General features: G+C 70.6%; 21 protein-coding genes. 7 read left to right on the top strand and 14 right to left on the bottom strand.

Annotated elements, in window-relative coordinates; genetic code table 11:
* Positions 1-93 precede the first annotated feature (93 nt).
* From ACUTR7_RS20310 to cbiE, 6 genes are all read right to left on the bottom strand, one after another.
* Positions 94-1527 carry a chloride channel protein gene (locus tag ACUTR7_RS20310; RefSeq protein WP_445609673.1) on the bottom strand — a complete coding sequence of 478 codons (1434 nt, stop codon included), beginning with the start codon at positions 1525-1527 and terminating at the stop codon, positions 94-96.
* Between the two features lie 279 nt (positions 1528-1806).
* Complete coding sequence (locus tag ACUTR7_RS20305; protein ID WP_013800515.1) at positions 1807-2136, bottom strand: DHCW motif cupin fold protein; 330 nt, start codon at positions 2134-2136, stop codon at positions 1807-1809.
* Positions 2137-2199: 63 nt separating this feature from the next.
* Entirely contained in the window at positions 2200-2997 is a 798-nt protein-coding gene (gene cobF, locus ACUTR7_RS20300; protein WP_034397224.1) for a precorrin-6A synthase (deacetylating), read from the bottom strand.
* Positions 2994-3872, bottom strand: coding sequence for a precorrin-4 C(11)-methyltransferase (gene cobM, locus ACUTR7_RS20295; RefSeq protein WP_154833464.1), 879 nt, complete (start codon positions 3870-3872; stop codon positions 2994-2996). Before cobM ends, cobF begins: the two co-directional genes overlap by 4 nt.
* Positions 3869-4366 (bottom strand): cobalamin biosynthesis protein, encoded by a 498-nt coding sequence (locus ACUTR7_RS20290; RefSeq protein ID WP_445609672.1) that lies wholly within the window; start codon positions 4364-4366, stop codon positions 3869-3871. Before ACUTR7_RS20290 ends, cobM begins: the two co-directional genes overlap by 4 nt.
* The gene (cbiE, locus tag ACUTR7_RS20285; RefSeq protein ID WP_445609671.1) at positions 4363-5565 is read right to left on the bottom strand and encodes a precorrin-6y C5,15-methyltransferase (decarboxylating) subunit CbiE; all 1203 of its coding nucleotides are present in this window, start codon (positions 5563-5565) and stop codon (positions 4363-4365) included. The genes ACUTR7_RS20290 and cbiE overlap by 4 nt, the downstream gene beginning before the upstream one ends.
* Between cbiE and ACUTR7_RS20280 the strand changes: the two genes are divergently transcribed.
* Positions 5564-6358, top strand: coding sequence for a cobalt-precorrin-6A reductase (locus ACUTR7_RS20280; RefSeq protein WP_445609670.1), 795 nt, complete (start codon positions 5564-5566; stop codon positions 6356-6358). The two genes, cbiE and ACUTR7_RS20280, sit on opposite strands and share 2 nt — an antisense overlap.
* Here ACUTR7_RS20280 and cobJ read toward each other — a convergent pair.
* The 4 genes from cobJ to cobG are packed head-to-tail and all read right to left on the bottom strand — an operon-like array spanning position 6292 to position 9758.
* Positions 6292-7125 (bottom strand): precorrin-3B C(17)-methyltransferase, encoded by an 834-nt coding sequence (gene cobJ / locus ACUTR7_RS20275; protein WP_445609669.1) that lies wholly within the window; start codon positions 7123-7125, stop codon positions 6292-6294. The two genes, ACUTR7_RS20280 and cobJ, sit on opposite strands and share 67 nt — an antisense overlap.
* Positions 7119-7889, bottom strand: coding sequence for a precorrin-2 C(20)-methyltransferase (gene cobI, locus ACUTR7_RS20270; RefSeq protein ID WP_013800508.1), 771 nt, complete (start codon positions 7887-7889; stop codon positions 7119-7121). Before cobI ends, cobJ begins: the two co-directional genes overlap by 7 nt.
* Complete coding sequence (locus tag ACUTR7_RS20265; protein ID WP_034397236.1) at positions 7879-8508, bottom strand: precorrin-8X methylmutase; 630 nt, start codon at positions 8506-8508, stop codon at positions 7879-7881. The genes cobI and ACUTR7_RS20265 overlap by 11 nt, the downstream gene beginning before the upstream one ends.
* Positions 8508-9758 carry a precorrin-3B synthase gene (gene cobG / locus ACUTR7_RS20260; protein ID WP_445609668.1) on the bottom strand — a complete coding sequence of 417 codons (1251 nt, stop codon included), beginning with the start codon at positions 9756-9758 and terminating at the stop codon, positions 8508-8510. Before cobG ends, ACUTR7_RS20265 begins: the two co-directional genes overlap by 1 nt.
* A 247-nt stretch (positions 9759-10005) precedes the next feature.
* On the opposite strand from cobG, the gene ACUTR7_RS20255 reads away from it, so the two are divergent.
* From ACUTR7_RS20255 to ACUTR7_RS20240, 4 genes are all read left to right on the top strand, one after another.
* Complete coding sequence (locus ACUTR7_RS20255) at positions 10006-11769, top strand: methyl-accepting chemotaxis protein (RefSeq protein ID WP_445609667.1); 1764 nt, start codon at positions 10006-10008, stop codon at positions 11767-11769.
* Positions 11770-11787: 18 nt separating this feature from the next.
* Positions 11788-12939, top strand: coding sequence for a FecR family protein (locus tag ACUTR7_RS20250; RefSeq protein WP_445609666.1), 1152 nt, complete (start codon positions 11788-11790; stop codon positions 12937-12939).
* Positions 12940-13307: 368 nt separating this feature from the next.
* A complete protein-coding gene (gene dsbG / locus ACUTR7_RS20245; RefSeq protein WP_445609665.1) occupies positions 13308-13922 on the top strand; it encodes a thiol:disulfide interchange protein DsbG in 615 nt (204 codons plus the stop codon).
* Positions 13923-13980: 58 nt separating this feature from the next.
* A complete protein-coding gene (locus tag ACUTR7_RS20240; RefSeq protein ID WP_225971012.1) occupies positions 13981-14658 on the top strand; it encodes a glutathione S-transferase family protein in 678 nt (225 codons plus the stop codon).
* A 24-nt stretch (positions 14659-14682) separates the two neighbouring features.
* Here ACUTR7_RS20240 and ACUTR7_RS20235 read toward each other — a convergent pair whose 3' ends face one another.
* From ACUTR7_RS20235 to ACUTR7_RS20225, 3 genes are read right to left on the bottom strand one after another with little or no spacing between them, the layout of a single operon-like run.
* On the bottom strand, positions 14683-16176 hold the full coding sequence (locus ACUTR7_RS20235) for an efflux transporter outer membrane subunit (RefSeq protein WP_445609664.1): 1494 nt from the start codon (positions 16174-16176) through the stop codon (positions 14683-14685).
* Positions 16177-16181: 5 nt separating this feature from the next.
* Positions 16182-19361: a multidrug efflux RND transporter permease subunit gene (locus ACUTR7_RS20230; RefSeq protein ID WP_445609663.1), complete on the bottom strand. Its 3180-nt coding sequence runs from the start codon at positions 19359-19361 to the stop codon at positions 16182-16184.
* A gap of 26 nt (positions 19362-19387) precedes the next feature.
* Positions 19388-20617 carry an efflux RND transporter periplasmic adaptor subunit gene (locus ACUTR7_RS20225; protein WP_445609662.1) on the bottom strand — a complete coding sequence of 410 codons (1230 nt, stop codon included), beginning with the start codon at positions 20615-20617 and terminating at the stop codon, positions 19388-19390.
* Between the two features lie 137 nt (positions 20618-20754).
* On the opposite strand from ACUTR7_RS20225, the gene ACUTR7_RS20220 reads away from it, so the two are divergent.
* Positions 20755-21321, top strand: a complete 567-nt coding sequence (locus tag ACUTR7_RS20220; protein WP_034397250.1) for a TetR/AcrR family transcriptional regulator — start codon at positions 20755-20757, stop codon at positions 21319-21321.
* Positions 21322-21464: 143 nt separating this feature from the next.
* A complete protein-coding gene (locus ACUTR7_RS20215) occupies positions 21465-22379 on the top strand; it encodes a LysR family transcriptional regulator (protein WP_043821638.1) in 915 nt (304 codons plus the stop codon).
* Here the strand turns inward: ACUTR7_RS20215 and acnD are convergent.
* Entirely contained in the window at positions 22367-24994 is a 2628-nt protein-coding gene (gene acnD / locus ACUTR7_RS20210; RefSeq protein ID WP_445609661.1) for a Fe/S-dependent 2-methylisocitrate dehydratase AcnD, read from the bottom strand. The genes ACUTR7_RS20215 and acnD overlap by 13 nt on opposite strands.
* Positions 24995-25015 lie beyond the last annotated feature (21 nt).

The raw sequence follows: 25015 nt of genomic DNA, 5'->3' as shown, positions 1-25015 counted from the left end.
GTGCGTCAGGACTCAGGAAGCGAGCATGGCGTGGCGTGCACCGCGCCCAGGCCATCGCCCTTCGCCATTGCCTGTCAGCCAAGCGCGCCCGGCTCAGGCGCCTGCGGGCTTGTCCTGGTCCTTGGGGGGTGCAGCCGGCTCTGCGGGGCTGGCGGGCTCCGGTTCCGGCACGGCGGCCGGTGCAGGCTCAGGTGCAGGTGCAGGCTCGGGAGCAGGAGCAGGCACCAGACTCAGCATGTGCTGGGCCAGCGTCTCGTACAGCGGCCGGGCCAGCATGCGCGAGACCAGGCTGGCCAGCATGGCAGCGGCCATGAGGCTGAGCACCATGGAGTGGCCGTCCACCATCTCCATCACGATGATGAAGGCCGTCAGCGGCGCCTGCGTCACGGCGGCCAGGAAGGCGGCCATGCCCATGGCGATGAGGGCGGGCGCGATGTCTGCGCCCATCAGGCCGGCCACGTTGTGGCCCACGCCCGCGCCAATCGACAGCGAGGGCGCGAAGATGCCGCCCGGCACGCCCACCCAGGCCGACAGCCAGGTGGCGATGAACTTCAGGGTGACGTAGAACGAGGGCACGTCGGCCTGGCCCGCCAGCATGTGCTTGACGGCCTCCGAGCCCGCGCCGAAGGTGGCGCCGCCCGTGACCATGCCGATGACGGCGATCACCAGCGCGATCGCCGCCGCGAAGCGGATGGGAAAGCGCGCACGCAGCTGGTTGAGCCGCTCGGGCGCGCGGGTCAGCGAAGCGGCCAGCAGCTTGGCGAAGAGGCCTCCCAGCACGCCGCAGGCCAGGGTCACGCACAGGCCGGGCAGCAGCGCGTCCCAGGTCAGGTGGGGCACCTGGATGCGCCCGAAATAGCTGAGGTTGCCGAAGGCCGACACGCCCATCAGGCCGGCCAGCACGATGGCCGCGATGATCAGGCCGCTGGAGCGCGACTCCAGCTTGCGCGACAGCTCCTCGATGGCGAAGACCACGCCCGCCAGCGGCGCGTTGAAGGCCGCCGCAATGCCGGCCGCGCCGCCGGCCACCAGCAGCGCATGGTGGCTGATGCCCGAATGCGGCCCGAACCAGCGCCGCGCATGGTGCATGACACCGGCGGCCACCTGCACCGAAGGCCCCTCGCGCCCGATCGACAGCCCCGCCGCAAAGCCCGCGCTGGCCAGGACCATCTTGGCGAAGGACAGCCACAGCGACACGAAGCGCCCGCGCTGCGCGGGGTCCAGCGCCGGGTCCAGCGTGGCGATCACCTGCGGAATGCCCGACCCCGCCGCGCCCGGCGCCCAGCGCCGCGTGAGCCACACGGCGCCCGCCGTGACGGCAGGCATCCACAGCAGAACGGCCCAGCCGCCCTGCCAGTGGTAAATGCTCTCGAAGAGTTCAAAGCCCGCGTCGGCCATCAGCGTGAAGGCCACCACGCACAGCCCGGCGGCGGCCGCATAGGCCAGCACGATGGTGCGGTCCAGCCAGCGCCTGCCGTCCCGGAATTCCTGGTTCAGGTTGTGGAGGAAGTCGGGTTCTTGCTGCATCGCGTGAAGAGGCTGGGCGAAAGCTCTTCATTGTGCACAAGCCCAGCCACAGGGGCTGTGGCCAGCGGCAATGCCTACTTCACCGCTGCGTTGATGGCCGATGACTGCGTACCTGGAGAGCCGTCCGCCCGTCAGGCATTCCACCGCCCGGGCATGAGCACCCTGGCAACCCGTGCCTTACGCCACTCAATGACGGCACGTTTGCGCAGCTCTCGCCCGCGCCGACGCGAACCTGTCGCTGACCTGCAGCGCGCTGCCGTGCCGATCGTGCCTGCAGGTTCAGTCCACCACGAAGAGCCTGGCGCCCTTGGGTGAGCGCGAGCGGTGCGGCTCCGCGTTGTCCGCCACCTGGTAGCTCATGCCGGGCGTCAGCGTGAAGCGGCGGCCGTCCGCCAGTTCGGTCTCCAGCTCGCCTTCCAGACACAGCAGCACATGGCCCTTGGTGCACCAGTGGTCGGAGACATAGCCGGGCGTGTACTCCACCGTGCGCACGCGGATGTTGCCGAAGTTCTGTGTGCGCCAGAACGCCTGGCCGGCCTCGGCCGAATGCTCGGTGGGCGCCACGGCGGCCCAGTCGGTGGTGTTGAAGGGGATGTTGTCCATCTGCATGGCGGGATTCCTTGATGAAGGGGGTGTACAGCGTGGGGGCCGGCGTCGGCAGCAGCCTCGGCCTCAGCCGCCGCGCCGCAGCAGGTAGATATCCATGATCCAGCCATGCCGCTCGCGCGCTGCGGCGCGGGCCTGCACGATGCGGGGGGCGGCCTCGGCCAGCGGGCCGCTGTCCAGCATCTGGCGGTCCATGCCCAGGTAGGCACCCCACCAGATGTGCAGGCCATGGGAGGGCAGCTCGGTGAAGCTGCACTGTCCGTCCAGCATCACCACAGCCGTGTCCACGCCGGGCGGCCAGCCCTGCTCGCGCAGCTGGCGGCCCGTGGTCACCACGAAGGGCTGGCCTATGCCGTTGAGCGCAATCGCATGCGCGGCGCACAGCACCTGCATGGAGCTGATGCCCGCCACCACGCGCACGCTGTGCGGCGCCGGCTGCATGCGCGCGGCAATGCGCAGGGTGCTGTCGTACAGCGCCGGGTCCCCCCAGACCAGCAGGGCGACCTGCAAGGGCTGGCCGGGGGTGCGCGGCTGCAGCCCCTCGTCCAGGGACCGGGCGATGGCCGCCTGCCAGCAGCGCGTGATGGCCGCATGCCATTCATCGACCTGGGCCAGGTAGTCGTCGCCCACGCTGCGGCGCACGGGCATGTCGAAGCCTTCGATGCGCGGGCCGGGCGCAGTGAGCACGGCATCGCACAGGTCGCGGCGCAGGGCGGCGAGTTCGGCCTTGTCCTCGCCCTTGTGCGGCAGCAGGATCAGGTCGGCGGCCTGCATGGCGGCCTGGGCTTCGCGCGTGAGGTGGTCGGGGTTGCCCGTGCCGATGCCGATCAGGCTCAGCGCCACGGGCGGCAGGGCCGCGCTCATGGGGCGGGGTTCCCGAGGGGCACGTCGATCACGGTGTCGCTCACGGTGTCCCTCAAGGTATCCCTCGCGGTATCCAGCGTGGCACCCGCATGCACATCGGTGGCGGGAAAGCGCGGCTCGGTGCCCAGCGGGCGGTAGCGGCGGTCGTAGTCGGCCGCGTAGAGGCGGCTTTCGCCGAAGTCCTCGGCCTGCAGGCTGCGGCCCACCAGGATCAGGGCCGTGCGCTCCATGTGGGTGGCCACGGCCTCGGCCAGGCTGCCCACCGTGGTGCGCACCACGGTTTCGTCAGGCCAGCTGGCGCGCCAGACGATGGCCACGGGGCAGTCGGCGCCGTAGTGCGGCAGCAGCTCGGACTGCACCTTGGCGGCCACATGGATGGACAGATGGATGGCCAGCACGGCGCCCGTGGCCGCGAAGGCGGCCAGGTTCTCGCCCTCGGGCATGGCCGTGGCGCGGCCCGAGGTGCGCGTCAGCACCACGGACTGGCACAGGCCGGGCAGGGTCAGCTCCGCGCCCAGCGTGGCGGCGGCAGCCGCGAACGAGGGCACGCCGGGCGTGACGGTGTAGGCAATGCCGGCCTCGCGCAGGCGGCGCAGTTGCTCGCCCATGGCCGACCACACGGACAGGTCGCCCGAGTGCAGGCGCGCCACGTCTTCGCCACGCGCCTCGGCGGCCTGGATCTCGGCCACGATGTCGTCCAGGCTCATGGATGCGGTGTTGACGATGCGCGCGCCCGGCGGGCAGTGCGCCAGCAGCTCGCGCGGTATCAGCGAGCCTGCGTACAGGCAGACCGGGCAGGCCGCCATGAGGTCGCGCCCGCGCACGGTGATCAGGTCGGCGGCGCCGGGGCCGGCGCCGATGAAATGCACGGTCATGCCGTTGCTCCTTGTTTCTTGGCCTGGCTGGCGTGGGCCAGGCAACAGTTCAGAGGTCCGCCCTGGCCCACGGCCAGGGCCAGGGTGGCGCTGCCGTCGTCCGCCACCAGGCGGGTCACGCTCAGGGCGGAGTGCGGGCCTGCGGCGGCCAGCGCCGCCGCCTCGGCCACGCTGCCCGTGCCATAGCGCGCCAGCATGCGCGGCGACTGCGTGACCACGGGCTGCCCAGGCAGCTGCCCTGGCGGCACGCGCACCAGAACGGCCATGGGCACGACAGCCGCCATCCAGGCGGCCAGCGCCGGGTGGCCGGCCTTGGTGTCCAGCACGGCCACGGCGCAGATGGGCTGGGGCGCGCAAGCGCCTGCGTCTGCGCTTTCCGGCAGCTGCGCCTGCGCCCGCTGCCACAGCGCCTGCAGCGCATGGGGCAGTGCGTCCGTGTGCAGGCCCAGGCCCAGCACGCCGCAGCGGTGGGGGATGGTTTCGTCCGGGTTCACCGCTGCCAACTCCACTGCACCAGCGGCCGCGCAGCCTTCCAGCTGCGCATGCGGCCCAGCGGCTCGGCGCTGGAAATCTCCAGCCGCAGCAGCTGGCCGCCGTGCTCGGCCTGCAGTTGCACCAGCAGGGCCTCGGTCTCCAGCGTCACGGCGTTGACGACCAGGCGGCAGCCCGCGGGCATGAGGGCCTGCAGGCGCTCGAACAATTCGGCGTCAAAGCCCCCGCCCACGAACACGGCCTGGGGCCGGGCCAGCGCCTGCAGCCCGGCCAGCGACTCGGGCGCCACGCCCTGCACCACGCGCAGGCGCGCCTGCAGTCCGAAGCGCCGGGCGTTGAGGCGGATGTTGTCCGCACGCGCCGCATGCTGCTCCAGGCTGATGGCCGAGCCACCGGCCAGGCACCACTCCACGGCCACCGAGCCCGAGCCGCCGCCCACATCCCACAGGCATTCGCCGTGGCGCGGCGCAAGAGCCGCCAGGGTCAACGCGCGGGCCGGGGCCTTGGTGATCTGGCCGTCGTTGGCGTACCAGTGATTGGGCCGGCCCGGCACCAGCGGCAGGGCCGCGCCGCCCTGGGCGAACACGGCCACGGCCACGGGCGCACAGGCAGGGTCGGCGGCCAGGGCCTGGGCGGCTTCGGCGGCGCGCCATGCGCGGCGGCGCTCGCGCGGGCCGCCCACGGATTCCAGGACTTCCAGGCGGCTGTCGCCCCAGCCTTCCTGCACCAGCCAGTCCGCCAGTGCGGCCACGGCGGCGCCATCGCGCAGAAGCACCAGCGACTGGCGGCCTGGCGACAGGTGCGGCAGCAGCTGCTCCACGTGGCCGGCGTGCAGGCCCAGGCAGACCGTGTCTTCCAGCTTCCAGCCCAGGCGGGACGCCAGCAGCGAAAATGTCGAGGGTTGGGCGTGGCAGCGCCACTCCTGCGGCGCCAGATGCGCCGCCAGGCTGCCGCCCGCCCCGAACCAGAACGGATCGCCCGACGCCAGCACCACCGTGGGCCGGCCACGGCAAGCCAGCACGGGCGCCACGTCAAAGGGCACGGGCCAAGGCCGTCCACGCTCGCCGGCACCGGCCAGCGCCAGGTGGCGCGGCCCGCCAAAAACGGTCTCGGCCGCGTCCAGCGCGCGCAGCGCGGCGGGCGAGAGGCCGTCCAGGCCGTCTTCGTTCAGGCCCACCAATGTCAACCAGGGATCAGTCATGCCCCATGTTCTCCTGCTGGGCGGCACCAGCGGCGCCAGCCAGCTGGCCCAGGCCCTGCACCGCGCCGGCATTGCCGCCGTGTTCTCGTATGCGGGCGTCACGCAGTCGCCCGTGGCCCAGCCCCTGCCCACCCGCGTGGGCGGGTTTGGCGGGGCCCAGGGCCTGGCGCAGTTCCTGCGCGGGCAGGCCATCAGCCATGTGGTCGATGCCACCCATCCATTTGCCGCACAGATGAGCCGCAATGCCTGCGAGGCCTGCGCCGCCACCGGCACGCCGCTGCTGGCGCTGGAGCGCGAGCCCTGGCAGGCCAGTGCCGGCGATGCCTGGATCGACGTGCCCGACATGCAAGCCGCCGCTGCCGCCCTGCCCCAGGCAGCCGCCCGGGTGTTTCTGGCCGTGGGCCGCAAGCAGCTTGCGGCCTTTGCGGGCCAGCCGCAGCACCACTATCTGCTGCGCCTGGTCGATGCGCCCGAGCCCGGCAGCCTGCCCCTGCCCCACACCACGGTGGTGCTGGGGCGCGGTCCTTTCAGCGAGGACGACGATGAAGCCTTGCTGCGCACGCACGGCATCGAATGGCTGGTGGCCAAGAACGCAGGCGGCGAGGCCACGCGCGGCAAGCTCGATGCCGCACGCGCCCTGGGTCTGCCCGTGGTGATGGTGCAGCGCCCGGCGCTGCCGCAGCGCCAGCGCACCGGGTCGGTGGCTGCGGTGCTGCACTGGATTGCTCATGGCGTGCTGCCGATAGCACCGCCCGCGCCGCCAGCACCGCCCGCGCCGCCATCCATGCCGTAGTGGCGTGGCGTGTAGACCCAGCGGCCCACGCGGCGCGTGGCGCTGTTGCCCACCAGGACCACGGTGCGCATGTCGGCCATCTCGGGCGTGGCCTCGGCCAGCATGCATACGTGCAAGTGTTCCTCGGGCGTGGACACGGCGCGCGCGAACACCAGCAGGCGCTGCGGCTCGCAGCGGGTGCGCAGCAGCTGCAGCAGGCGCACAAAGCCTTCGGGCCGGCTCTTGGAGCGCGGGTTGTAGAAGGCCATGGCGAAGTCGGCCTCGGCCGCCAGTTCCACGCGCCGCGCGATCACCGGCCAGGGCTTGAGGTTGTCCGAGAGATTGATGCAGCAAAAGTCATGGCCCAGCGGCGCACCAGCGCGCGCGGCGGCCGCCAGCATGGCGGTGATGCCGGGCAGCACCTGGATATCGAGCGCCTGCCAGGCGGCGGCCTGCACCGCATCGGCGAATTCAATGGCCTCGAACACGGCCGACGCCATGGCGAACACGCCCGGGTCGCCCGAGGACACCACGACCACCTGCCGGCCTTGTGCGGCCAGCGCCAGCGCCTGGCGCGCGCGCTCCAGCTCCACGCGGTTGTCCGAGGCATGCCAGGCCACGGCCTGGCCCTGACCCGCCTGCGCCAGCAGGGCCTGCGCGCGAGACACATAGGGCAGGTAGCCGACCACATCGTCGGCCGCGTGCAAAGCGGCTGCGGCTTCCGGCGTGATCTGGTCCAGTGCGCCCGGACCCAGCCCCACCACCGTCAGGCGGCCGGCGCTCACCATGCGGCCTCCGGCCGGCGGCCCTGGCCGTGCACGAGCACGATGGCGAAATAGGGGCAGGCGTCATCGGACACATCGCCCAGGCGCGCGACCTGCTCGCTGTCCGTGGTGCCGTTCTGCACCAGCCAGGCGGCGTCAAGCCGGCCCGTGCGCTGCAGGGCGCGGCGGATGCGCGGCAGGTTGCGGCCGACCTTCATGACGACCAGGGCCTCGGCCGTCTGCATGCGGCGCACCAGCTCGTCTTCCGACAGGGTGCCGGTCATCACGCTGAGCACGTCGTCGCCCCAGGTGATGGGCTCGCCCGTGGCGTGCCAGCAGCCCACCATGCCGGGGATGCCGGGCACCACGTCCAGCGGCACCTGCCCGCGTTCGCGCAGCCGGGTGTACAGATGCATGAAGGAGCCGTAGAGGAAGGGGTCGCCCTCGCACAGCACTACCACCTGCCCGGTCTGCGCCAGCGCTTCCAGGCGCAGGCACCAGTCGTCGTAGAAGCGCGCCAGCAGGTCCACATAGGCGGGGCTGTCCACGGGCAGCTCGGTGGTCACCGGGTACTCCATGGCGTGCTCGGCGGCGCCTTGGGCCAGCAGGCCGTCCACCAGCTGGCGGGCCTTGCCGGGCCGGCCCTTCTTGCGGAAGAACGCCACCTGGCGGGCGCCGCGCACCAGGCGGTCGGCCTTGACGCTCATGAGTTCGGGGTCGCCCGGGCCCAGGCCCACGCAGACAATGCCGGGCCCGCCCTGGCTGGGACGCGGCTGCCTACTCGACATGGCTGGCCAGTGCGTTGATGGCGGCCACGGTGATGGCCGAGCCGCCCAGGCGGCCGTGCACGGCCATGCAGGGAACGGGCAGGTCCTGCATCAGCGCCTGCTTGGATTCCATGGCGCCCACAAAGCCCACGGGGCAGCCGATGATGGCGGCCGGCCGGGGGCAGGCCGGGTCCTGCAGCATGTTGAGCAGGTGGAACAAGGCCGTGGGCGCATTGCCGATAGCCACCACGGCCCCGGCCAGGTGCGGGCGCCACAGCTCCAGCGCGGCGGCGCTGCGCGTGTTGCCCATGTCACGGGCCAGCGCGGGCACGCGCTCGTCCGGCAGCGTGCAGATGATGGGGTTGGCGGCGGGCAGGCGCGAGCGCGTGATGCCCTCGCTGACCATGCGCACGTCGCACAGCACGGGCGCGCCGTTTTGCAGGGCCTGCGCGGCGGCCTCGGCCATGCCCGGCGAGAAGGCCACGTGCGGGGCCAGCTCCACCAGGCCAGCGGCGTGGATCATGCGCACCACCACGCGTTCCTCGACAGGCGTGAAGCGTTCCAGCGCCGCCTCGCGGCGGATGGTGGCAAAGGACTGCCGGTAGATCTCGGCGCCATCGGTTTCGTAGCGGTGCAGCATTATTCTTTTGAAAACAGCAATCCCGGATTGTCTCGCACCGAGGCCAGGGTCCGCTGCTCCTGCGCCCTATCCCCGGCACGGCCATGGCGCACTACGGAATAGACAGGGCCTTCGCCCTCGTCTTCACCTTCTGCCCGCAGCACCACCGTGGCCGGCGCCTGCCTCGCGCAGCCCTTGGCGCATCCGGTCACATGCAGGTGCGCGCCGTGGGGCACCTGCGGCGCCAGCTCCAGCGCCAGGGACTGTGTGGGACCCAGGGCCTGGGTGCAGCCCGGCGCGCCGGTACAGGCGGATACGCGCAGGCGCGGGTCATGGGCGTGGGTGATCCAGTCAGCGGCGTTGTCCAGCCCTGCAGCCGCCCACCAGCAAGGCAGGGCGGCACCAGCTTCCGCGTTTTCGTCTTCCACCAGCAGCATGCGCCAGGGTGTCACACGCAAAAAAGCCTGCTCAGGCAAGGCGCGCACCAGCCGCGCCAGCGCCACGGCCGGCAAGCGGCCCAGCGGCGCGCCCAGCAGCCAGCCCACGCCGGGCACGGCACCGGGCGCCGGTCCTTCGCCGTGGGCCGGGGCTTCTGTCTCCACCCAGTCCAGTCCGGGGGGCGGCTGCAGTTGCGCCGCCACCGCGGCCATGCGTCCGGGCCGCAAGCCCTGGGCGCGGCGAAGGGAGGCCTGACCGGCAAACCAGCGCGCCAGCGCCAGGCCTGCGGCCACGGCCTGGCTGGCATCGGCCACGGCCAGCGCCTGCTGCCGTCCATCGGGCTGCACCAGCCAGCCGGTGGAGGTGCGCTGCAGGCGGATATCGGCGGACACGCCGGCCAGCCGGCCCGGCGCGCCTTCCACCGACCAGCCGAACTTGGCCGGCAGGCCGGCCAGATCCTCGGCCGCATCCAGTGCCTGCTGCAGGGCCTGGCCCAGCGCATGGACCGACTCCTGCGGCCGGCATAGCGGGTCGACCACCAGATTGCGGCGGCGCTCGCGGCCCGCGTCGGCATCCAGCAGGCCCACGGCCGCCAGGGCGCGCAGCACGGCGGCGTGCCGCCCGGGCGCAATGCCGCGCAACTGCACATTGGCGCGGCTGGACAGCTCCAGCGCGCCGTTGCCATGCACCCAGGCCAGCCGCGCCAGCCGCCGCGCCTGGGCCACCGTCAGGCGGCCCAGCGGCGGGCGCACGCGCAGCACCAGCCCATCGCCGGAGGCCATGGGCTGCCAGGCGCCGGGGCACCAGCCTTGGATGTGGGGAGGGGTATGCATGGGGTAGGGGCCCCGACTGTAGCGCCGGCGCACCCGGCATCCCAGGTGCAAGACCCGCATGCGTTCATGAAATGCGGACTTTCTTGATCCAGCCCGCTTGGGAAGCGGGCTGGTAACGCCTAACACCCACCTAGCCTGAATTTGTCAATTCAAGTTGAAATTTAACAATTCACCCTTAGGGTTTTATCAAATTAATCATTTATTTTTGATAGAAACTGATAATTGCACCACCTACCTGGAAAGCGCCATGAATCTCCGCACCTGGACCGTCAAGACCAAGCTCTACGCCGCCTTTACCGCCCTGGCTTTACTGGTCGCACTGGTTTCCGTATCTGCCCTTCATGCGCTGGACGGTTCCGACCGCAACCTGACGCAGTTCGTCGACGGCGTGAACGCCCGCGCCCATCTGGCCGAACAGGTGCGCGCGGCCGTGGACAGCCGCGCCATCGCGGCGCGCAATCTGGTGCTGGTGAACACGCCAGCCGATCTGGACATGGAAAAAACGGCCGTGTACGCCGCCCATGCCGCGGTCAAGTCCCACCTGGACCAGCTCAAGGCCCTGGTGGCCGCGCCTGGGGTGGGCGAGGAGGCTCGCGCCCTGGTCGCCCGCATCGACCAGATAGAGCAGCGCTACGGCCCGGTGGCGCTGGACATCGTTTCGCTGGCGCTGCGCCAGCAAAGGGACGAGGCCATTGCCAAGATGAACAGCGAGTGCCGGCCGCTGCTGGCCCAGCTCATCGCGGCCACCGACGAGTACAGCCGGCTCACGCGCCAGCACGCCCAGGTCATGGTGGAGCAGGCCACGCAGTCCTATGTGCAGCAACGCAACATGCAGATCGGCGTGAGCGCGGTCGCCTTCGTGCTGGCCCTGCTCATGGGCCGGCTGATCGCGCGCGGCCTGACACGCGCGCTGGGGGCCGAGCCTGCCCAGCTCGGCGAAGTCGCCCGCCAGATCGCCGATGGCAACCTCGACCCCGCACTGGTGCGCAGCGAAGCGCCCGCCGGCAGCGTGCAGGCCTCGCTCAACGCCATGCACCAGAGCCTGGCCAGCGTGGTCAGCGATGTGCGCGACAACGCCGACAGCGTGGCCATGGCCAGCGAGGAAATCGCCAAGGGCAACGCCGACCTGAGCCGCCGCACCGAGCAACAGGCCAGCGCGCTGCAGCAGACGGCGGCCTCCATGGATGAGCTGTCTTCCACCGTGCAGCAGAACGCGGACAACGCACGCCAGGTCAACCAGCTCGCGCGCGGCGCCAGCCAGGTGGCGGTCAAGGGCGGCGCCGTGGTGCAGGAGGTCGTGGGCGCCATGCAGGACATCCATGCCAGCTCGCGCCAGATCGGCGACATCGTGGGCGTGATCGACTCCATCGCCTTCCAGACCAACATCCTGGCCCTGAACGCCGCCGTCGAGGCCGCACGTGCCGGCGAGCAGGGCAAGGGCTTCGCCGTGGTGGCCGCCGAGGTACGCACCCTGGCCCAGCGCAGCGCGCAGGCCGCCCGCGAGATCAAGCAGCTCATCACTGACAGCGCCACGCGCGTCAGCCAGGGCACGGAGCTGGCCGACCAGGCCGGCACCACCATGGCCGAGGTGCTGCAATCCATACAGCGCGTGACCGACCTCATGGGCGAGATCAGCAATGCCAGCGACGAGCAAAGCGCCGGTGTGGCCCAGGTCGGGCAGGCCATGAGCCAGATGGACCAGGTCACGCAGCAAAACGCCGCCCTGGTGGAGGAAAGCGCGGCGGCGGCCTCCAGCCTCAAGTCCCAGGCCCAGCGCCTGGTGCAGGCCGTGGCCATCTTCCGCCTGGGCGACCAGGACGGCGCGGCACAGCAGCCGCGTTTGCAGACGCCGCTGCCGGCGTCCGTGCCCACCCGCGCGGCCACGGCATCTGCGCTGGCCCCGGCCAGGCCTGCGCCGGCACAGCCCTCAGCCGGTGCGCGCCCTGCACGACCTGTACGCCTCGCTGCGGCCAAACCGTCTGCCGAATCGCAGGACTGGACCAGCTTCTGAGGCCGGGAATCCGCACGCATGCGCCGCTACCGCTCCTGCACCGCTCCCCTGGACAAGGCTGGGCAGGTGCGCGAACTGGAAGAGTTCTTCCGCGGGCAAAACCCCATCGACCTCGCTGCGGCCGACTGGCACACGCGCATGGAGCAAGGCCTGACCGCCGAGGAAGAAGCCGAATTCACTGAATGGCTGTCAGCCAGCACGGCGCACGAGGCTGCCTTGCGCCACCTGGGCCAGAGCCTGGCGGCAGCGCGGTCCACTCCCCCCGAACAGGTGGCGCGCCTGCGCGCGGAGCAGGCACGCCGGCGCTCGCAGTCGGCGCCTCACGCACACCCGGAACCGGCCCCGCAGCGCCCGTCCTCCGAAGAGCGCCAAGGCTGGAGCTGGTCCCGCCTGCTGCCGCGCCCTGCCCTGGCGGCCCTGTGCTGCACGGTGGCCCTGGCCCTGGCCCTGGCCGTGGGCGTGGGCGTGGGCTGGCACCAGTGGCAGCAGCAGCCCACCTTCACCAGCAGCCACCTGACCCCACGGGGCCAGGCCAAGACCATCACCTTGCCGGATGGCACCGCACTGTCCCTGGATGCCGATACCCAGGCGCAGGTGGCCCTGTACCGCGACCGGCGCGAGGTGCGCATCACGCAAGGGCAGATCCTGTTCGCCGTGGCGCCCGACAGCGCCAGGCCCTTTCATGTGCTGGCCGGCCCGGCGCGCGTCACCGTGGGCGGCACGCGGTTTTCCGTGCGCTATCGCGCCACGGGCATGGAGGCCGGCAGCGTGCAGGTAGCCGTGCAGGAAGGCCATGTGCGCGTGGCCGGTGCGCAAGGCACTGCAGCCGCTGGCGCCGCGCCCGCCGCCCTGGTCGCGGGCCAGGCCCTGAGCGTGTCGCCTGCAGGCGTGCTCGGTCCGGTGTCGGCTGTGGCGCCCGGCAGCATTGCGCTGTGGCGCAAGGGACTGATCCGCTTCGAGAACACGCCCCTGGCCGACGCCCTGGCCGAGCTGGAGCGGTACGGGCCGACCGGCCTGGTGGTGCACGACCCGGCCGTGGCGGCCCTGCGCATTGGCGGCAGCTACCAGACCAGCCGCCCCGCCGAGTTCGCACGCATGCTGGCCCAGATCCTGCCCGTCACTCTGGTGGCCGGGCCCGATGGCCAGACCGAGATTGCCGCTGCGCCCTGAGCACGTAGGCGGGGCCGGCCCCCGCTTCCAAGACTGCCTGCTGCGCCGGGCGCAAGCCCTCCTCCACCCTGCCCCGCTCGCCCTGGCTGTCTGCAATGACGACTGCCCAGCGCCGATGCGCAGCATCTGCAAGGGTGTCAATGACAATCAGCGGCGTGCGAAGCCCATGGGCTGCAACGCGGCGGCAACGGCGTGTGATCGGTCGGCCGTCGTGTGCGAGATTGCCGCAAGCGATTTCCTGGACCGATGGAACGCGGCGCATGCACTCCGACTCACACCGTCCGCCGCTGTTGCCACAGCACCAGGCGTTGCGCCCCTTTTCGCGCAGCGCCGCCCCCTCATTCATTCAACCGTTTCAAGGAGTTCCCATGCATCTTCAACGCACCGTCCTTTTTGCAGGCATGGCTGCCAGCCTCTTTCTGGCGGCGGGATGGGCCACGGCCGCAGAAGGCCCTGCCACGGCCCAGGCGCCACAGGCCAAGGTCCAGGCCCAGGTCCAGGCCGCCAAGCCGGCGGGCGACACCATGCAGGCGCAGCTGGAGACCTCCACCTGGGTGCCCGATGGCAAGGCCGATGCGCCGCGCGTGATCTATACCTTCACCGACCCCAACTGCAAGTACTGCCACAAGTTCTGGGAGGCCGCGCGTCCCTGGGTGGACGCAGGCAAGGTGCAGCTGCGCCACATCCTGGTGGGCGTGATCCGGGACGACAGCCCGGCCAAGGCCGCCGCCATCCTGCAGGCCCCGGACCGCGCGGCCGCACTGATGGAGCACGAGAAGAAGTCCGCCCAGGGCGGCATAGCGCCCGCCTTCAGCGTCAGCCCCGACGTGCGCAGGACGCTGGAGGCCCACCGCAAGCTGATGATGTCCCTGGGCTTCCGTGGCACGCCGGGCATCGTGGTGATCGACAGCCAGGGCGGCACCAAGAGCTATGGCGGCATGCCGCGCGATGCCGCCCTGCCCGAGGTGTTCGGGGCGCGGTGAACGGGCTGCCGTGAACGGGACGCCAGGTGGTGCCCACACCTCGGCAGCCACGAGTAGCATGGCCGGCAGGATCACCACTGCGGAGAACGCCACCATGCTCAAGCTCTACGGTTTTTCCAGGGTCAATGCCGGCGCACGCGGCCGCACGCGCGATCTGCGCGTGCTGTGGGCACTCGAAGAGATGCAGCTGCCCTTCGAGATCGCGGGCATGGACCATCCCGCGCACGACCTGAACACCGAGGCCTACCGCCGGCTCAGCCCCTTCGAGCAGATTCCGGCGCTGGACGATGACGGGCAGGTGATTTCGGAGTCGGCCGCCATCGTGCTGCATCTGGCCAGGAAGTGCGGCCGGCTGATGCCCTCCGATGCAACCGGCGAGGCCCAGGTGCTGCGCTGGTGCTTTGCAGCCATGAACACGGTGGAGCCGCCGCTGCTCAGCCTGATGGTTCTGGACTGGACGGCCGATGGCAGCTGCGGCAAGCACCGCGAATTTCTGGTGGGCTGGGCGCATCGCATGCTGGGCAACCTGGAGCGCTGGCTGGACGGGCGCCGCTTCATTGCCACCGACGAATTCACGGTGGCCGACATCCTGATGGCGCATGTGCTCGCCTGCATCCCGGACCGCACGCTGACCGCGCCCTGCCCCGCCGTGGTGGCCTACCGCGACAGATGCCTGGCCCGGCCCGCCTGGCAGCGGACCCTGGCGGCCTACAACGCGCGTGTGGAGGCGGCGTAGCCGGGGCTCAGGGCTGCTCGGTGCTCAGGGCTGCTGGAAGGCCGCCACAGGCTGGGACTGCGGTGGTGATGGCGTCGGCGGCGCAGTCCAGCTGCCGCCCAGCACGCGGAACAGCTGGGCCAGCGCCAGCTGCCGCTGGGTCACGGTATCGATGTAGGCGCTTTCGTTGGCGAAGGCGTTGCGCTGTGCGTCCAGGTAGCGCAGATGGTCGTCCACCCCCGCCTGGTAACGGGCCTGCGCCAGCCGCAGGCTTTCGCGGCTGCTGTCGCGCAGTGCCAGGCGCGCGGCTTCCTCGCGGCGCAGCGTGTCGGTGGCGGCCAGGGCGTCGGCCACTTCGCGGAAGGCGGTCTGGATGGCCTGCTCGTAGGCGGCCACGGCCATGTCCTTGCGCAGCACGGCCAGGTCGAGGTTGGCGCGGTTGCGCCCCCCGTCGAAGAGGGGCAGCGTGACCTGGGGAGTGAACGACCAGGCGCGCTGGCCCGAGCGGAACAGGTCGGACAGATCGGCGCTGGACGATCCCAGGAACCCGGTGAGCGAGATGCGCGGGAAGAAGGCCGCGCGCGCCGCACCAATGTCCGCGCTGCGCGCGCGCAGCCGGTGCTCGGCCGCCTGGATGTCGGGCCGGTGGATGAGCAGTTCGGAGGGCGTGCCGGCCGACAGGTCCTGCAGCAGCAGGGGCACGTCGGACGACTTTGCCGACTGTGCAGACCCTGCGGACCGTGCGGACAGGTACGGCCCCAGATCCTCCACGCCCGTCAGCAGCAGCAGGGCGTTGCCGGCCTGGCGCAGCTCGCGTTCGCTGCGCTCCACGTCGGCGCGGGCCTGGGCGGCCAGGCCCAGGGCATCCTGGTGATCCAGGGCGGTGGCCGTGCCCGCCTGGCGCCGCTGCGCGGTCAGGCGCAGCGAGGATTCACGGCTTTGCAGCGTGCGCTGCGCCAGTTGCAGGCGGCGCAGGGCCCCGTCGCGGGACAGGTAGGCCTGCACCACTTCGGCGCCCAGGCTGATGCGGGCGGCGCGCGCGGCCTCTTCGGTGGCCAGGTACTCGCCCAGGGCGGCTTCGGACAGGTTGCGCACGCGGCCGAACAGGTCCAGCTCGAAGGCGGCCAGCCCCAGGCCGGCCTGCCAGCTGCCCTGCACCTGCGGCTGGCCCGTGGCATTCATGTCGCCCGGCAGGCGCTGGCGCGTGCCGCCGCCCTGCAGGCCCACGCCCGGCAGGCGGTCGGCGCGCTGCACCTGGTACAGGGCGCGTGCCGCCTCCACGTTGAGCAGGGTCTGGCGCAGGTCGCGGTTGTGGGCCTGGGCCAGGTCCACCAGCTGGCGCAGCTGGCGGTCGGCGATGAAGCTGTTCCAGTCCAGCGTGGCCGCCGACGAGGACAGCACGGGCGCCGCATCCTGCTGCGGCCACTGCGTGGGAATGGGCGCCTGCGGACGCTGGTGGACCGGGGCGAGGGAGCAGCCCGCCAGCACCAGGCTGGCGGCCAGGGCGCACAGGGCGCGTGGGAAGAAGTGCATGGACATGGCGCTTACTCCGTGAAGGTTGCCGGGGCCTGCAGGGCAGGCGGGGTGCCGGCCGGCGCCTTGCGCCGGAACAGGGACAGCACCCAGACGAAGAAGACGGGAACGAAGACCACCCCCAGCAGCGTGGCCGACAGCATGCCGCCGATCACGCCGAAGCCGATGGCGGCCTGGCTGGAGGCGCCCGCGCCCGAGGCCAGCGCCAGCGGCACCACGCCCAGGATGAAGGCCAGCGAGGTCATGACGATGGGCCGAAAGCGCAGCCGCGCCGCCTGCAGCGCGGCCTGCGCCAGGCTGTGCCCCTGCGCATGCAGGTCCCTGGCGAACTCCACGATCAGGATGGCGTTCTTGGCCGCCAGGCCGATGATGGTGATCAGGCCCACCTTGAAGTACACGTCGTTGGACAGGCCCACGGCCGAGGTGGCCAGCACCGATCCCAGCGCGCCTATGGGCACGATCAGCATCACGGCGGCGGGAATGCTCCAGCTCTCGTACAGGGCCACCAGCAGCAGGAACACCACCACGATGGCCAGCGCGAACAGCTTGGGCGCCTGGGCACCGGCAGCTTTCTCCTGGAATGACAGGGCCGTCCACTCGTAGCCGATGCCGCGCGGCATCTCGGCCATGATGCGTTCCAGCTCGGCCATGGCCTCGCCCGTGGTGTGGCCGGGCCTGGCGTCGCCCGAGATGCGGAAGGCCGGATAGCCGTTGTAGCGCGAGATCTGCACCGGCCCGCTTTCCCAGCGCACCGTGGCAAAGGCCGACAGCGGCACCTGCTGCCCGCTGGCGTTGGGCACGTGCAGGCGCAGGATGTCCTCGGGCCGCGCGCGGGCCTGCGCATCGGCCTGCACCACCACGCGCTGCAGGCGGCCCGCGTTGGGAAACTCGTTGATCACGGCCGAGCCGTAGGCCGTGGACAGGGCGGTGTTGATGGCGCTGAAATCCACGCCCTGGGCCTGCGCCTTGCGCCGGTCGATGTCCAGCCGCAGCTGGGGCGCATCCTCCAGGTTTTCCATCATGGCGTAGGCAATGATGGGCGAGGCATTGGCCTTGGCCAGCAGCTGGTCGCGCGCGGCGATCAGCGCCTCGCGGCCCAGGTTGGCGCGGTCCTGCAGGCGCAGCGCAAAGCCGCCGGAGTTGCCCAGGCCGTCGATGGGCGGCGGGTCCACGGCCATGACGGTGCCGTCGGACAGGCGGGCAAAGCGCTGGTTGAAGGCCTGCACCTCGTCCCAAGACGCCTGCCCAGCGCCGCGCACCGACCAGTCCTTGAGCGTGACGAAGGCCAGGGCCGCGTTCTGCCCCATGCCCGAGAAGCTGTAGCCCATCAGGAACTCGGCCTGGGCCGTGGCGGGGCGGCCCTGGATGTAGTCCTCCATGTCCTTGACCATGGCCTTGGTGCGCTCCGTGGTGGCGCCCGGCGGCAGCTGCACGCCGACGATGTAGTAGCCCATGTCCTCGTAGGGCACGAAGGATTCGGGCATGCGCGTGTACGCCACGCCCAGCCCGGCCACGATGGCGGCATACACCAGCATGCAGCGCCCGGCGCGGCGCACCAGCCGCTGGTTGAGCAGGTCGAAGCGCTCGGTCAGCGCCGCGAAGCGGCGGTTGAACCAGCCGAAGAAGCCTTTGCGCTCGGCGTGGTGGCCCTTGGCAATGGGCTTGAGCAGCGTGGCGCACAGCGCCGGCGTGAAGGTCAGAGCCAGCAGCCCCGAGAACAGGATGGACACGGCCAGCGACAGCGAGAACTGCCGGTAGATCACGCCCACCGAGCCGCTCATGAAGGCCAGCGGCAGGAACACCGCCACCAGCACCAGGGTGATGCCGACGATGGCGCCCGAGACCTGCTGCATGGCCTTGACCGTGGCCGCCAGCGGCGACAGCCCCTCCTCGGCCATGAGGCGCTCCACGTTCTCCACCACCACGATGGCGTCGTCCACCAGGATGCCGATGGCCAGCACCATGCCGAACATGGTCATCATGTTCACCGAGAATCCCAGCGCATACATCACGCCCAGGGTGCCGGCCAGGCACACGGGCACGACGATGGTGGGAATCAGCGTGTAGCGCAGGTTCTGCAGGAACAGCCACATCACCAGGAACACCAGCGCCACGGCCTCCACCAGGGTCTGGATGACCTTGCCGATGGCCACTTCCACGAAGCGCGAGGTGTCATAGGGCACGGCGTACTGGATGCCGGCAGGGAAGTTCTGCGACAGCTCGGCCAGGCGCGCCTTGACGGCCTTGGCGGTCTGCATGGCGTTGGCCCCGGGCGCCAGTTGCACGGCGGCGGCCACGCCCTGGCGGCCGTCCTCGCGCGAGGAAAAGCTGTAGTCCAGCTGGCCGACCTCCAGCCGCGCCACATCGGCCAGGCGCACGGCCGAGCCATCGGCCCTGGCACGCAGCACGATCTGGCCGAACTCCTCGGGCGAGGCCAGCGTGCCCTTGACGGCAATGGTGGCGCTCAGCTCCTGGCCGGGCCCTGCGGGCGAGGCGCCAAAGCTGCCGGCCGGCACCTGCGCGTTCTGGGCGGCGATGGCCGCGTTCACGTCCGCCACCGACAGGCCGTAGCCCAGCAGCTTGTTCGGATCGACCCAGACGCGCATGGCCACATCGGCCGCGAAGAACTGCACCTTGCCCACGCCGGGCACGCGGCGGATCTCGTTGTTGATGTTGCGCACGGCGTAGTCGGACAGGGCCACCTCGCTGTTGCTGCCGCTGCCGCTGCCGCTGCCGCTGCCGCCGCCGCTGCCGTCCTTGTAGGTCAGCGAGTAGATCATCAGGAAGTTGGCGCTGGCCTGCTCGACCTGCAGGCCCATCTGCATCACGGACGCGGGCAGGCGCGCCTCGGCCTTCTTGATGCGGTTTTGCACCTCCACCTGGGCCAGCGCCGGCTCGGTGCCCGGAGCGAAGGTGGCCGTGATCTCGGCCAGGCCCGTGGAGCCGCTGGAGGAGTCGAAGTACAGCAGCCCCTTGGTGCCGTTGAGCTCCTCCTCGATGACGCTGGTCACCGACTCCATCACCGTGGTGGCGGAGGCGCCCGGGTAGTTGGCGGTGATCGAGATCTGCGGCGGCGCCACGTTGGGAAACTGGGAGACGGGCAGCGCCGGTATGGCCAGCAGCCCGGCGAGCATGATGAAGATGGCCACCACCCAGGCGAAGTTGGGGCGGTTGATGAAGAACTTGGACATGGTCTATTCCTTGGGCACGCGCCGGCTCAGTCGCTGGACGTGGCGGAGCTGCCGGAGGCGCTGAAGGTGCCGGACAGCCCCGCCGTAGGGGAGGCCGCGGCATCGGAAAGGGCCGTGACCTGAACCCGCGCCCCGGGCTGCAGGCCCGCCATGCGGCCCACCACCACGCGCTCGCCGCCCTTGAGGCCTGCGCTGATCTGCCACTGCGCGCCATGCATGGCCGCGGTCTGCACGGGGCGCATCTGCAGCGTGTCCTGGCCATCCACCACCAGCACGTGGTCCTGCCCGTCGGTGCTGCGCTGCACGGCCCGCTGCGGCACCAGGATGGCGGCAGGGTCCACGCCCTGGCCCACGGTCACGCGCACATACATGCCGGGCAGCAGCATGCCGTCGCGGTTGTCGAAGCGCCCGCGCAGCGCCATCTGGCCGGTGCCGCGGTCCACCGTCACATCCGAGAACAGCAGCCGCCCCGTGCGCTGCAGGCCCGTGCCGTCCACCTTCAGGGAGACCGGCGTGCCGTCCTTGCCCGCCGTCTGTGCCAGGCGGCCCTCGGCCAGGGCCGCGCGCAGGCGCTGGGCTTCGGCCACGGACTGCTGGAAGTCGGCATAGACCGGGTCGAGCTGCTGGACCAGCGCCATGGGCGTGGCCTCGCCCTGGCCCACCAGGGCGCCCTCGGTGACCAGCGCACGGCCGATGCGGCCCGCGATCGGCGCCCTGACCGTGGCGTATTCCAGGTTCAGGGCGGCCGCCTGCACCTCGGCCTGGGCGGACTGCCGCGCGGCCTGGGCCGCCTGCAGGCGGGCCTGCATGGCCTCGAAGTCCTGGCGGCTGACCGCCTCCTGCGCCACCAGCGGCGCGTTGCGGCCGACCACGGCACGCGCGTCGAGCAGGGCCGCCTCGGCGCTGGCCAGCTGGCCCTGGGCGCGGGACAGGGCGGCGCGCAGGGGCGCCGGGTCGATCTGGAACAGCACCTGGCCGGCCCGGACATCGGCACCTTCCTCGAAATGGCGGCGCAGCACGATGCCGGCCACCCGCGCACGCACCTCGGCCACGCGCACGGGCTCGATACGGCCCGGCAGCTCGCTGGACAGGGCCAGCGGCGCGGGCTGCACGGTGACGGCCTGCACCACCGGCAGCGCGTCACCCGCTGCGGCCGGAGCCTCGTTGCGGCCGCAGCCCGCTGCCAGGGCGGCCAGGGCGGCCAGCACCAGGGCCGCCAGCGGCAGGCCACGTCGCTTGTTCAGACGCATGCTCATGTTCACAACCTGATTGAGTTCGATACGAAGGCCGCGATGGTACATACCCGAATCAAATGAGTCAACATCGATTCATTTGATGCTTTAAAACATCAACAGATAGAATCCATGCACTTTCCAAGGAGGCATGACAAGCGATGACGAGCACCAAGCAAGAGGACGAAGGCAAGCTGCTGGGCGCACTGGCACTGGCGCTGCTGGACGATCCCAAGGCCAATCTGCAGGAGCTGGCACGCGCCATCGGCATCAGCAAGGCCACGCTCTACCGCTTCTGCCCCACGCGCGACCAGCTCATCGACCGGCTCATCGGGCATGCGGCCGACACCCTGTCGCGCGCCATGCACGCGGCCGAGCTGGAGCGCCACGCGCCGCTGGAGGCGCTGCGCCGCCTCACCGCCCACTGCCAGGACCACCAGACGCTGCTGCTGTTCCTGATGTATTTCTGGCGCTCCGACATCTCGGTGGTCGGCCAGATAGAGAGCGAATGGGTGGCGGCCATGGATGCCTTTTTCCTGCGCGGCCAGCAGGCCGGCGTGTTCCGCATCGACATCACGGCAGCGGCGATGACCGAGCTGTGGCTTTCCATGGCCGTGGGCCTGCTGGATGCGGAGCGGCGCGGCCGTGTTGCGCGGGCCAGCGTGGCGGCCGTGATGGAGCAGTCCTTCCTTCACGGAGCCCTGCAGCCCGGCGCACCGGCCGCGTAGCACGCCGGGCGCCGATGGGGAAACCGAGGTGATGAATGATGGTCATGCACTGCTTTCAATCGATGAAGGCAGCCATGGAATGGATTCACATCAATGAACTAGAATTTTTTTAGCTCACAAATCCATGAATTTTTCTCACCAACATGTTGGAACGCACCCACCTCGCCATCGTCCGTGAAGTCGAAAAACAGGGCTCGCTGACGGCGGCGGCCGGCGTGCTGTGCGTGACGCAGTCGGCGCTGAGCCACAGCATGAAGAAGCTGGAGCAGCAGCTGGGCACGGACATCTGGCTGCGCGAGGGCCGCAGCCTGCGCTTGACGCAGGCCGGCCAGTACCTGCTGGCCGTGGCCCAGCGCGTGCTGCCCCAGCTGGACCTGGCCGAGGAGCGGCTGCGCCAGTTCGCCCAGGGCGAGCGCGGCGCGCTGCGCATCGGCATGGAGTGCCATCCCTGCTACCAGTGGCTGCTCAAGATCGTCGCGCCCTATCTGGCGAGCTGGCCCGATGTGGATGTGGATGTGAAGCAGAAATTCCAGTTCGGCGGCATCGGCGCGCTGTTCGGCTACGAGATCGACCTGCTGGTCACGCCCGATCCTCTGTTCAAGACGGGCCTGGAGTTCGTGCCCGTGTTCGACTACGAGCAGGTGCTGGTGGTCTCCAGCGCGCATGCGCTGGCAGGGGCCGATTTCGTGGAAGCCGCCCAGCTCGCGCCCGAGGTGCTGATCACCTATCCCGTGCCCATGGACCGGCTGGACATCTACAACCAGTTCCTCATGCCGGCAGGCATCACGCCGCGCCGCCAGAAGGCCATAGAGACCACGGACATCATGATGCAGATGGTGGCCAGCGGCCGGGGCGTGGCGGCCCTGCCGCGCTGGCTGGTGCAGGAGTACGCGGGCAAGCTGGACGTGGTGCCCGTGCGCCTGGGCGCCAAGGGCATTGCCAAGCAGATCTTCCTGGGCGCGCGCGTGGCGGACCTGCAGACCGACTATCTGCAGGCCTTCATCGAGCTGGCGCGCCAGCCGCTGGCCGCTGGCACGCTCCCTGCTCAGGCTGCCTGAGCCTGCGCCAGGAAGTCCTGCGCAAAGCGCTGCAGCACGCCGCCCGCTTCGTAGACCGATACCTCCTCGGCGGTGTCCAGCCGGCAGGTCACGGGCACGCGCAGCGTCTGGCCGCTTCTTCGTTCAATCACTAGAGTGAGTTGGGTGCCCGGCGTGCGCTCGCCTTCCACGCCATAGATCTCCGTGCCGTCCAGCCCCAGGGTCTTGCGGTCGGTGCCCGGCAGGAACTGCAGCGGCAGCACGCCCATGCCGATGAGGTTGGTGCGGTGGATGCGCTCGAAGCCTTCGGCCACCACGACCTCGACTCCGGCCAGCCGCACTCCCTTGGCCGCCCAGTCGCGTGAGCTGCCCTGGCCGTAGTCGGCGCCCGCGATGATGATCAGCGGCTGGCGGCGGTTCAGGTAGGTTTCCATGGCCTCCCACATGCGCACCACGCGGCCTTCGGGCTCGATGCGCGCCAGCGAGCCCTTGTGCTGCACGCCGTCGATGACGGCCATCTCGTTGACCAGCTGCGGGTTGGCGAAGGTGGCGCGCATGGCCGTCAGGTGGTCGCCGCGGTGGGTAGCGTAGGAGTTGAAGTCTTCCTCGGGCAGGCCCATGCGCGCCAGGTATTCGCCCGCCGCGCTGTCGGCCAGGATGGCGTTGGAGGGCGACAGGTGGTCGGTGGTGATGTTGTCGGGCAGCAGGGCCAGCGGCCGCATGTTGCGCAGCGTGCGCGGGAAGGCCGCCAGCGCGCCCACGCCTTCGGTGTCCCAGTACGGCGGGCGGCGGATGTAGGTGGACTGGGGGCGCCAGTCGTACTGGGGCGAGGCCTTGTTTCCGTCGTCCTTGCGGATGGCGAACATGGGTTCGTAGACGGCGCGGAATTGCTCCGGACGCACGGCGCGCTCGACGATGGCGTCGATCTCTTCGTCGGAGGGCCACAGGTCCTTCAGGCGGATCTCGCGGCCGTCCACCACGCCCAGCACATCCTGCTCGATGTCAAAGCGCACCGTGCCCGCCAGCGCATAGGCCACGACCAGCGGCGGCGAGGCCAGGAAGGCTTGTTTGGCCTGGGGATGGATGCGCCCGTCGAAGTTGCGGTTGCCCGAGAGCACGGCCGTGGCGTAGAGGTCGCGCTCGACGATTTCCTGCTGGATCCTGGGGTCCAGCGCGCCGCTCATGCCGTTGCAGGTGGTGCAGGCAAAGGCGACGATGCCAAAGCCCAGCTGCTCCAGCTCGCTGAGCAGCCCGGCCTCCTTCAGATACAGCTCCACGGCCTTGGAGCCCGGCGCCAGCGAGGTCTTGACCCAGGGCTTGCGCACCAATCCAAGACGATTGGCATTGCGCGCCAGCAAGGCGGCGGCGATGACATTGCGCGGGTTGCTGGTGTTGGTGCAGCTGGTGATGGCCGCGATGATGACCGCCCCATCGGGCATCAGGCCCTGGCTCTGCTGGGCGCGGGCGGCCTGCAGTTTTGCGGCATCGGCAATGCCGCGCTCGGCCAGGGCAGAGGTGGGCAGGCGCCGGTGCGGATTCGAGGGGCCGGCCATGTTGCGCACCACGGTGGACAGGTCGAACTGCAGCAGGCGCTCGTACTGGGCATCGGCCAGGCTGTCGCTCCAGAAACCTGCGGTGCGCGCATAGGCTTCGACCAGGCGCACCCGGGCCTCGTCGCGGCCGGTCAGGCGCAGGTAGGCCAGGGTCTGGTCATCAATGGAGAACATGGCCGCCGTGGCGCCGTATTCGGGGCACATGTTGGAGATGGTGGCGCGGTCGCCAATGCTCAGGCTGTCGGCGCCCTCGCCAAAGAATTCCACATAGGCGCCCACCACCTTTTGCTGGCGCAGGAATTCGGTCAGGGCCAGCACGATGTCGGTGGCGGTGATGCCCGCCTGGCGCCGGCCCGTGAGGCGCACGCCCACGATCTCGGGCAGGCGCATCCAGCAGGCGCGGCCCAGCATGACGTTCTCGGCCTCCAGCCCGCCCACGCCCACGGCGATCACGCCCAGCGCGTCCACATGGGGCGTGTGCGAGTCGGTGCCGACACAGGTGTCTGGGAAGGCCAGGCCATCCTGCACGGTGACCACAGGGGACATCTTCTCCAGATTGATCTGGTGCATGATCCCGTTCCCTGCAGGGATCACATCCACGTTGGCAAAGGCTTTTTTTGTCCACTCGATGAAGTGGAAGCGGTCCTCGTTGCGGCGGTCCTCGATGGCGCGGTTCTTCGCAAAGGCGTCGGGATCGAAGCCGCCGCACTCCACGGCCAGCGAGTGGTCCACGATGAGCTGCACGGGCACGACGGGGTTGACCTGGGCGGGGTCGCCGCCTTCGGCCGCGATGGCGTCGCGCAGGCCGGCCAGGTCCACCAGGGCCGTCTGGCCCAGGATGTCGTGGCAGACCACGCGCACGGGATACCAGGGAAAGTCGATGTCGCGCCGGCGTTCGATGAGCTGCAGCAGGTAGCTGTCCAGCTGCGCGGGATCGGCGCGGCGCACGAGGTTCTCGGCGTGGACGCGGGCGGTGTAGGGCAGGCGTGCCCAGGCACCGGGCGAGAGGGCATCGACGGCGGCGCGGGCGTCGATGTAGTGCAGCGTGGTGCCGGGCAGGGGTTTCTTGTGGGTATGGTTCATGGGGCGGATGCAATGCGGGCG

The organism is Delftia sp. NA_296.1 (assembly GCF_052692095.1).
This window is presented reverse-complemented; position numbering and strand designations above follow the sequence as displayed.

Excerpts from the sequence above, each read along its gene's own strand:
- ACUTR7_RS20225 (WP_445609662.1), bottom strand. The coding sequence starts at position 20,617 with ATGAGCATGCGTCTGAACAAGCGACGTGGCCTGCCGCTGGCGGCCCTG.
- ACUTR7_RS20215 (WP_043821638.1), top strand. The coding sequence starts at position 21,465 with ATGTTGGAACGCACCCACCTCGCCATCGTCCGTGAAGTCGAAAAACAG.
- ACUTR7_RS20280 (WP_445609670.1), top strand. The coding sequence starts at position 5,564 with ATGCCCCATGTTCTCCTGCTGGGCGGCACCAGCGGCGCCAGCCAGCTG.
- ACUTR7_RS20305 (WP_013800515.1), bottom strand. The coding sequence starts at position 2,136 with ATGCAGATGGACAACATCCCCTTCAACACCACCGACTGGGCCGCCGTG.
- ACUTR7_RS20235 (WP_445609664.1), bottom strand. The coding sequence starts at position 16,176 with ATGTCCATGCACTTCTTCCCACGCGCCCTGTGCGCCCTGGCCGCCAGC.
- dsbG (WP_445609665.1), top strand. The coding sequence starts at position 13,308 with ATGCATCTTCAACGCACCGTCCTTTTTGCAGGCATGGCTGCCAGCCTC.
- ACUTR7_RS20240 (WP_225971012.1), top strand. The coding sequence starts at position 13,981 with ATGGCCGGCAGGATCACCACTGCGGAGAACGCCACCATGCTCAAGCTC.
- cobJ (WP_445609669.1), bottom strand. The coding sequence starts at position 7,125 with ATGGTGAGCGCCGGCCGCCTGACGGTGGTGGGGCTGGGTCCGGGCGCA.
- cobM (WP_154833464.1), bottom strand. The coding sequence starts at position 3,872 with ATGACCGTGCATTTCATCGGCGCCGGCCCCGGCGCCGCCGACCTGATC.
- ACUTR7_RS20255 (WP_445609667.1), top strand. The coding sequence starts at position 10,006 with ATGAATCTCCGCACCTGGACCGTCAAGACCAAGCTCTACGCCGCCTTT.
- ACUTR7_RS20230 (WP_445609663.1), bottom strand. The coding sequence starts at position 19,361 with ATGTCCAAGTTCTTCATCAACCGCCCCAACTTCGCCTGGGTGGTGGCC.
- cbiE (WP_445609671.1), bottom strand. The coding sequence starts at position 5,565 with ATGACTGATCCCTGGTTGACATTGGTGGGCCTGAACGAAGACGGCCTG.
- ACUTR7_RS20310 (WP_445609673.1), bottom strand. The coding sequence starts at position 1,527 with ATGCAGCAAGAACCCGACTTCCTCCACAACCTGAACCAGGAATTCCGG.
- ACUTR7_RS20220 (WP_034397250.1), top strand. The coding sequence starts at position 20,755 with ATGACGAGCACCAAGCAAGAGGACGAAGGCAAGCTGCTGGGCGCACTG.
- ACUTR7_RS20265 (WP_034397236.1), bottom strand. The coding sequence starts at position 8,508 with ATGCTGCACCGCTACGAAACCGATGGCGCCGAGATCTACCGGCAGTCC.
- acnD (WP_445609661.1), bottom strand. The coding sequence starts at position 24,994 with ATGAACCATACCCACAAGAAACCCCTGCCCGGCACCACGCTGCACTAC.
- cobG (WP_445609668.1), bottom strand. The coding sequence starts at position 9,758 with ATGCATACCCCTCCCCACATCCAAGGCTGGTGCCCCGGCGCCTGGCAG.
- cobI (WP_013800508.1), bottom strand. The coding sequence starts at position 7,889 with ATGTCGAGTAGGCAGCCGCGTCCCAGCCAGGGCGGGCCCGGCATTGTC.
- ACUTR7_RS20250 (WP_445609666.1), top strand. The coding sequence starts at position 11,788 with ATGCGCCGCTACCGCTCCTGCACCGCTCCCCTGGACAAGGCTGGGCAG.
- cobF (WP_034397224.1), bottom strand. The coding sequence starts at position 2,997 with ATGAGCGCGGCCCTGCCGCCCGTGGCGCTGAGCCTGATCGGCATCGGC.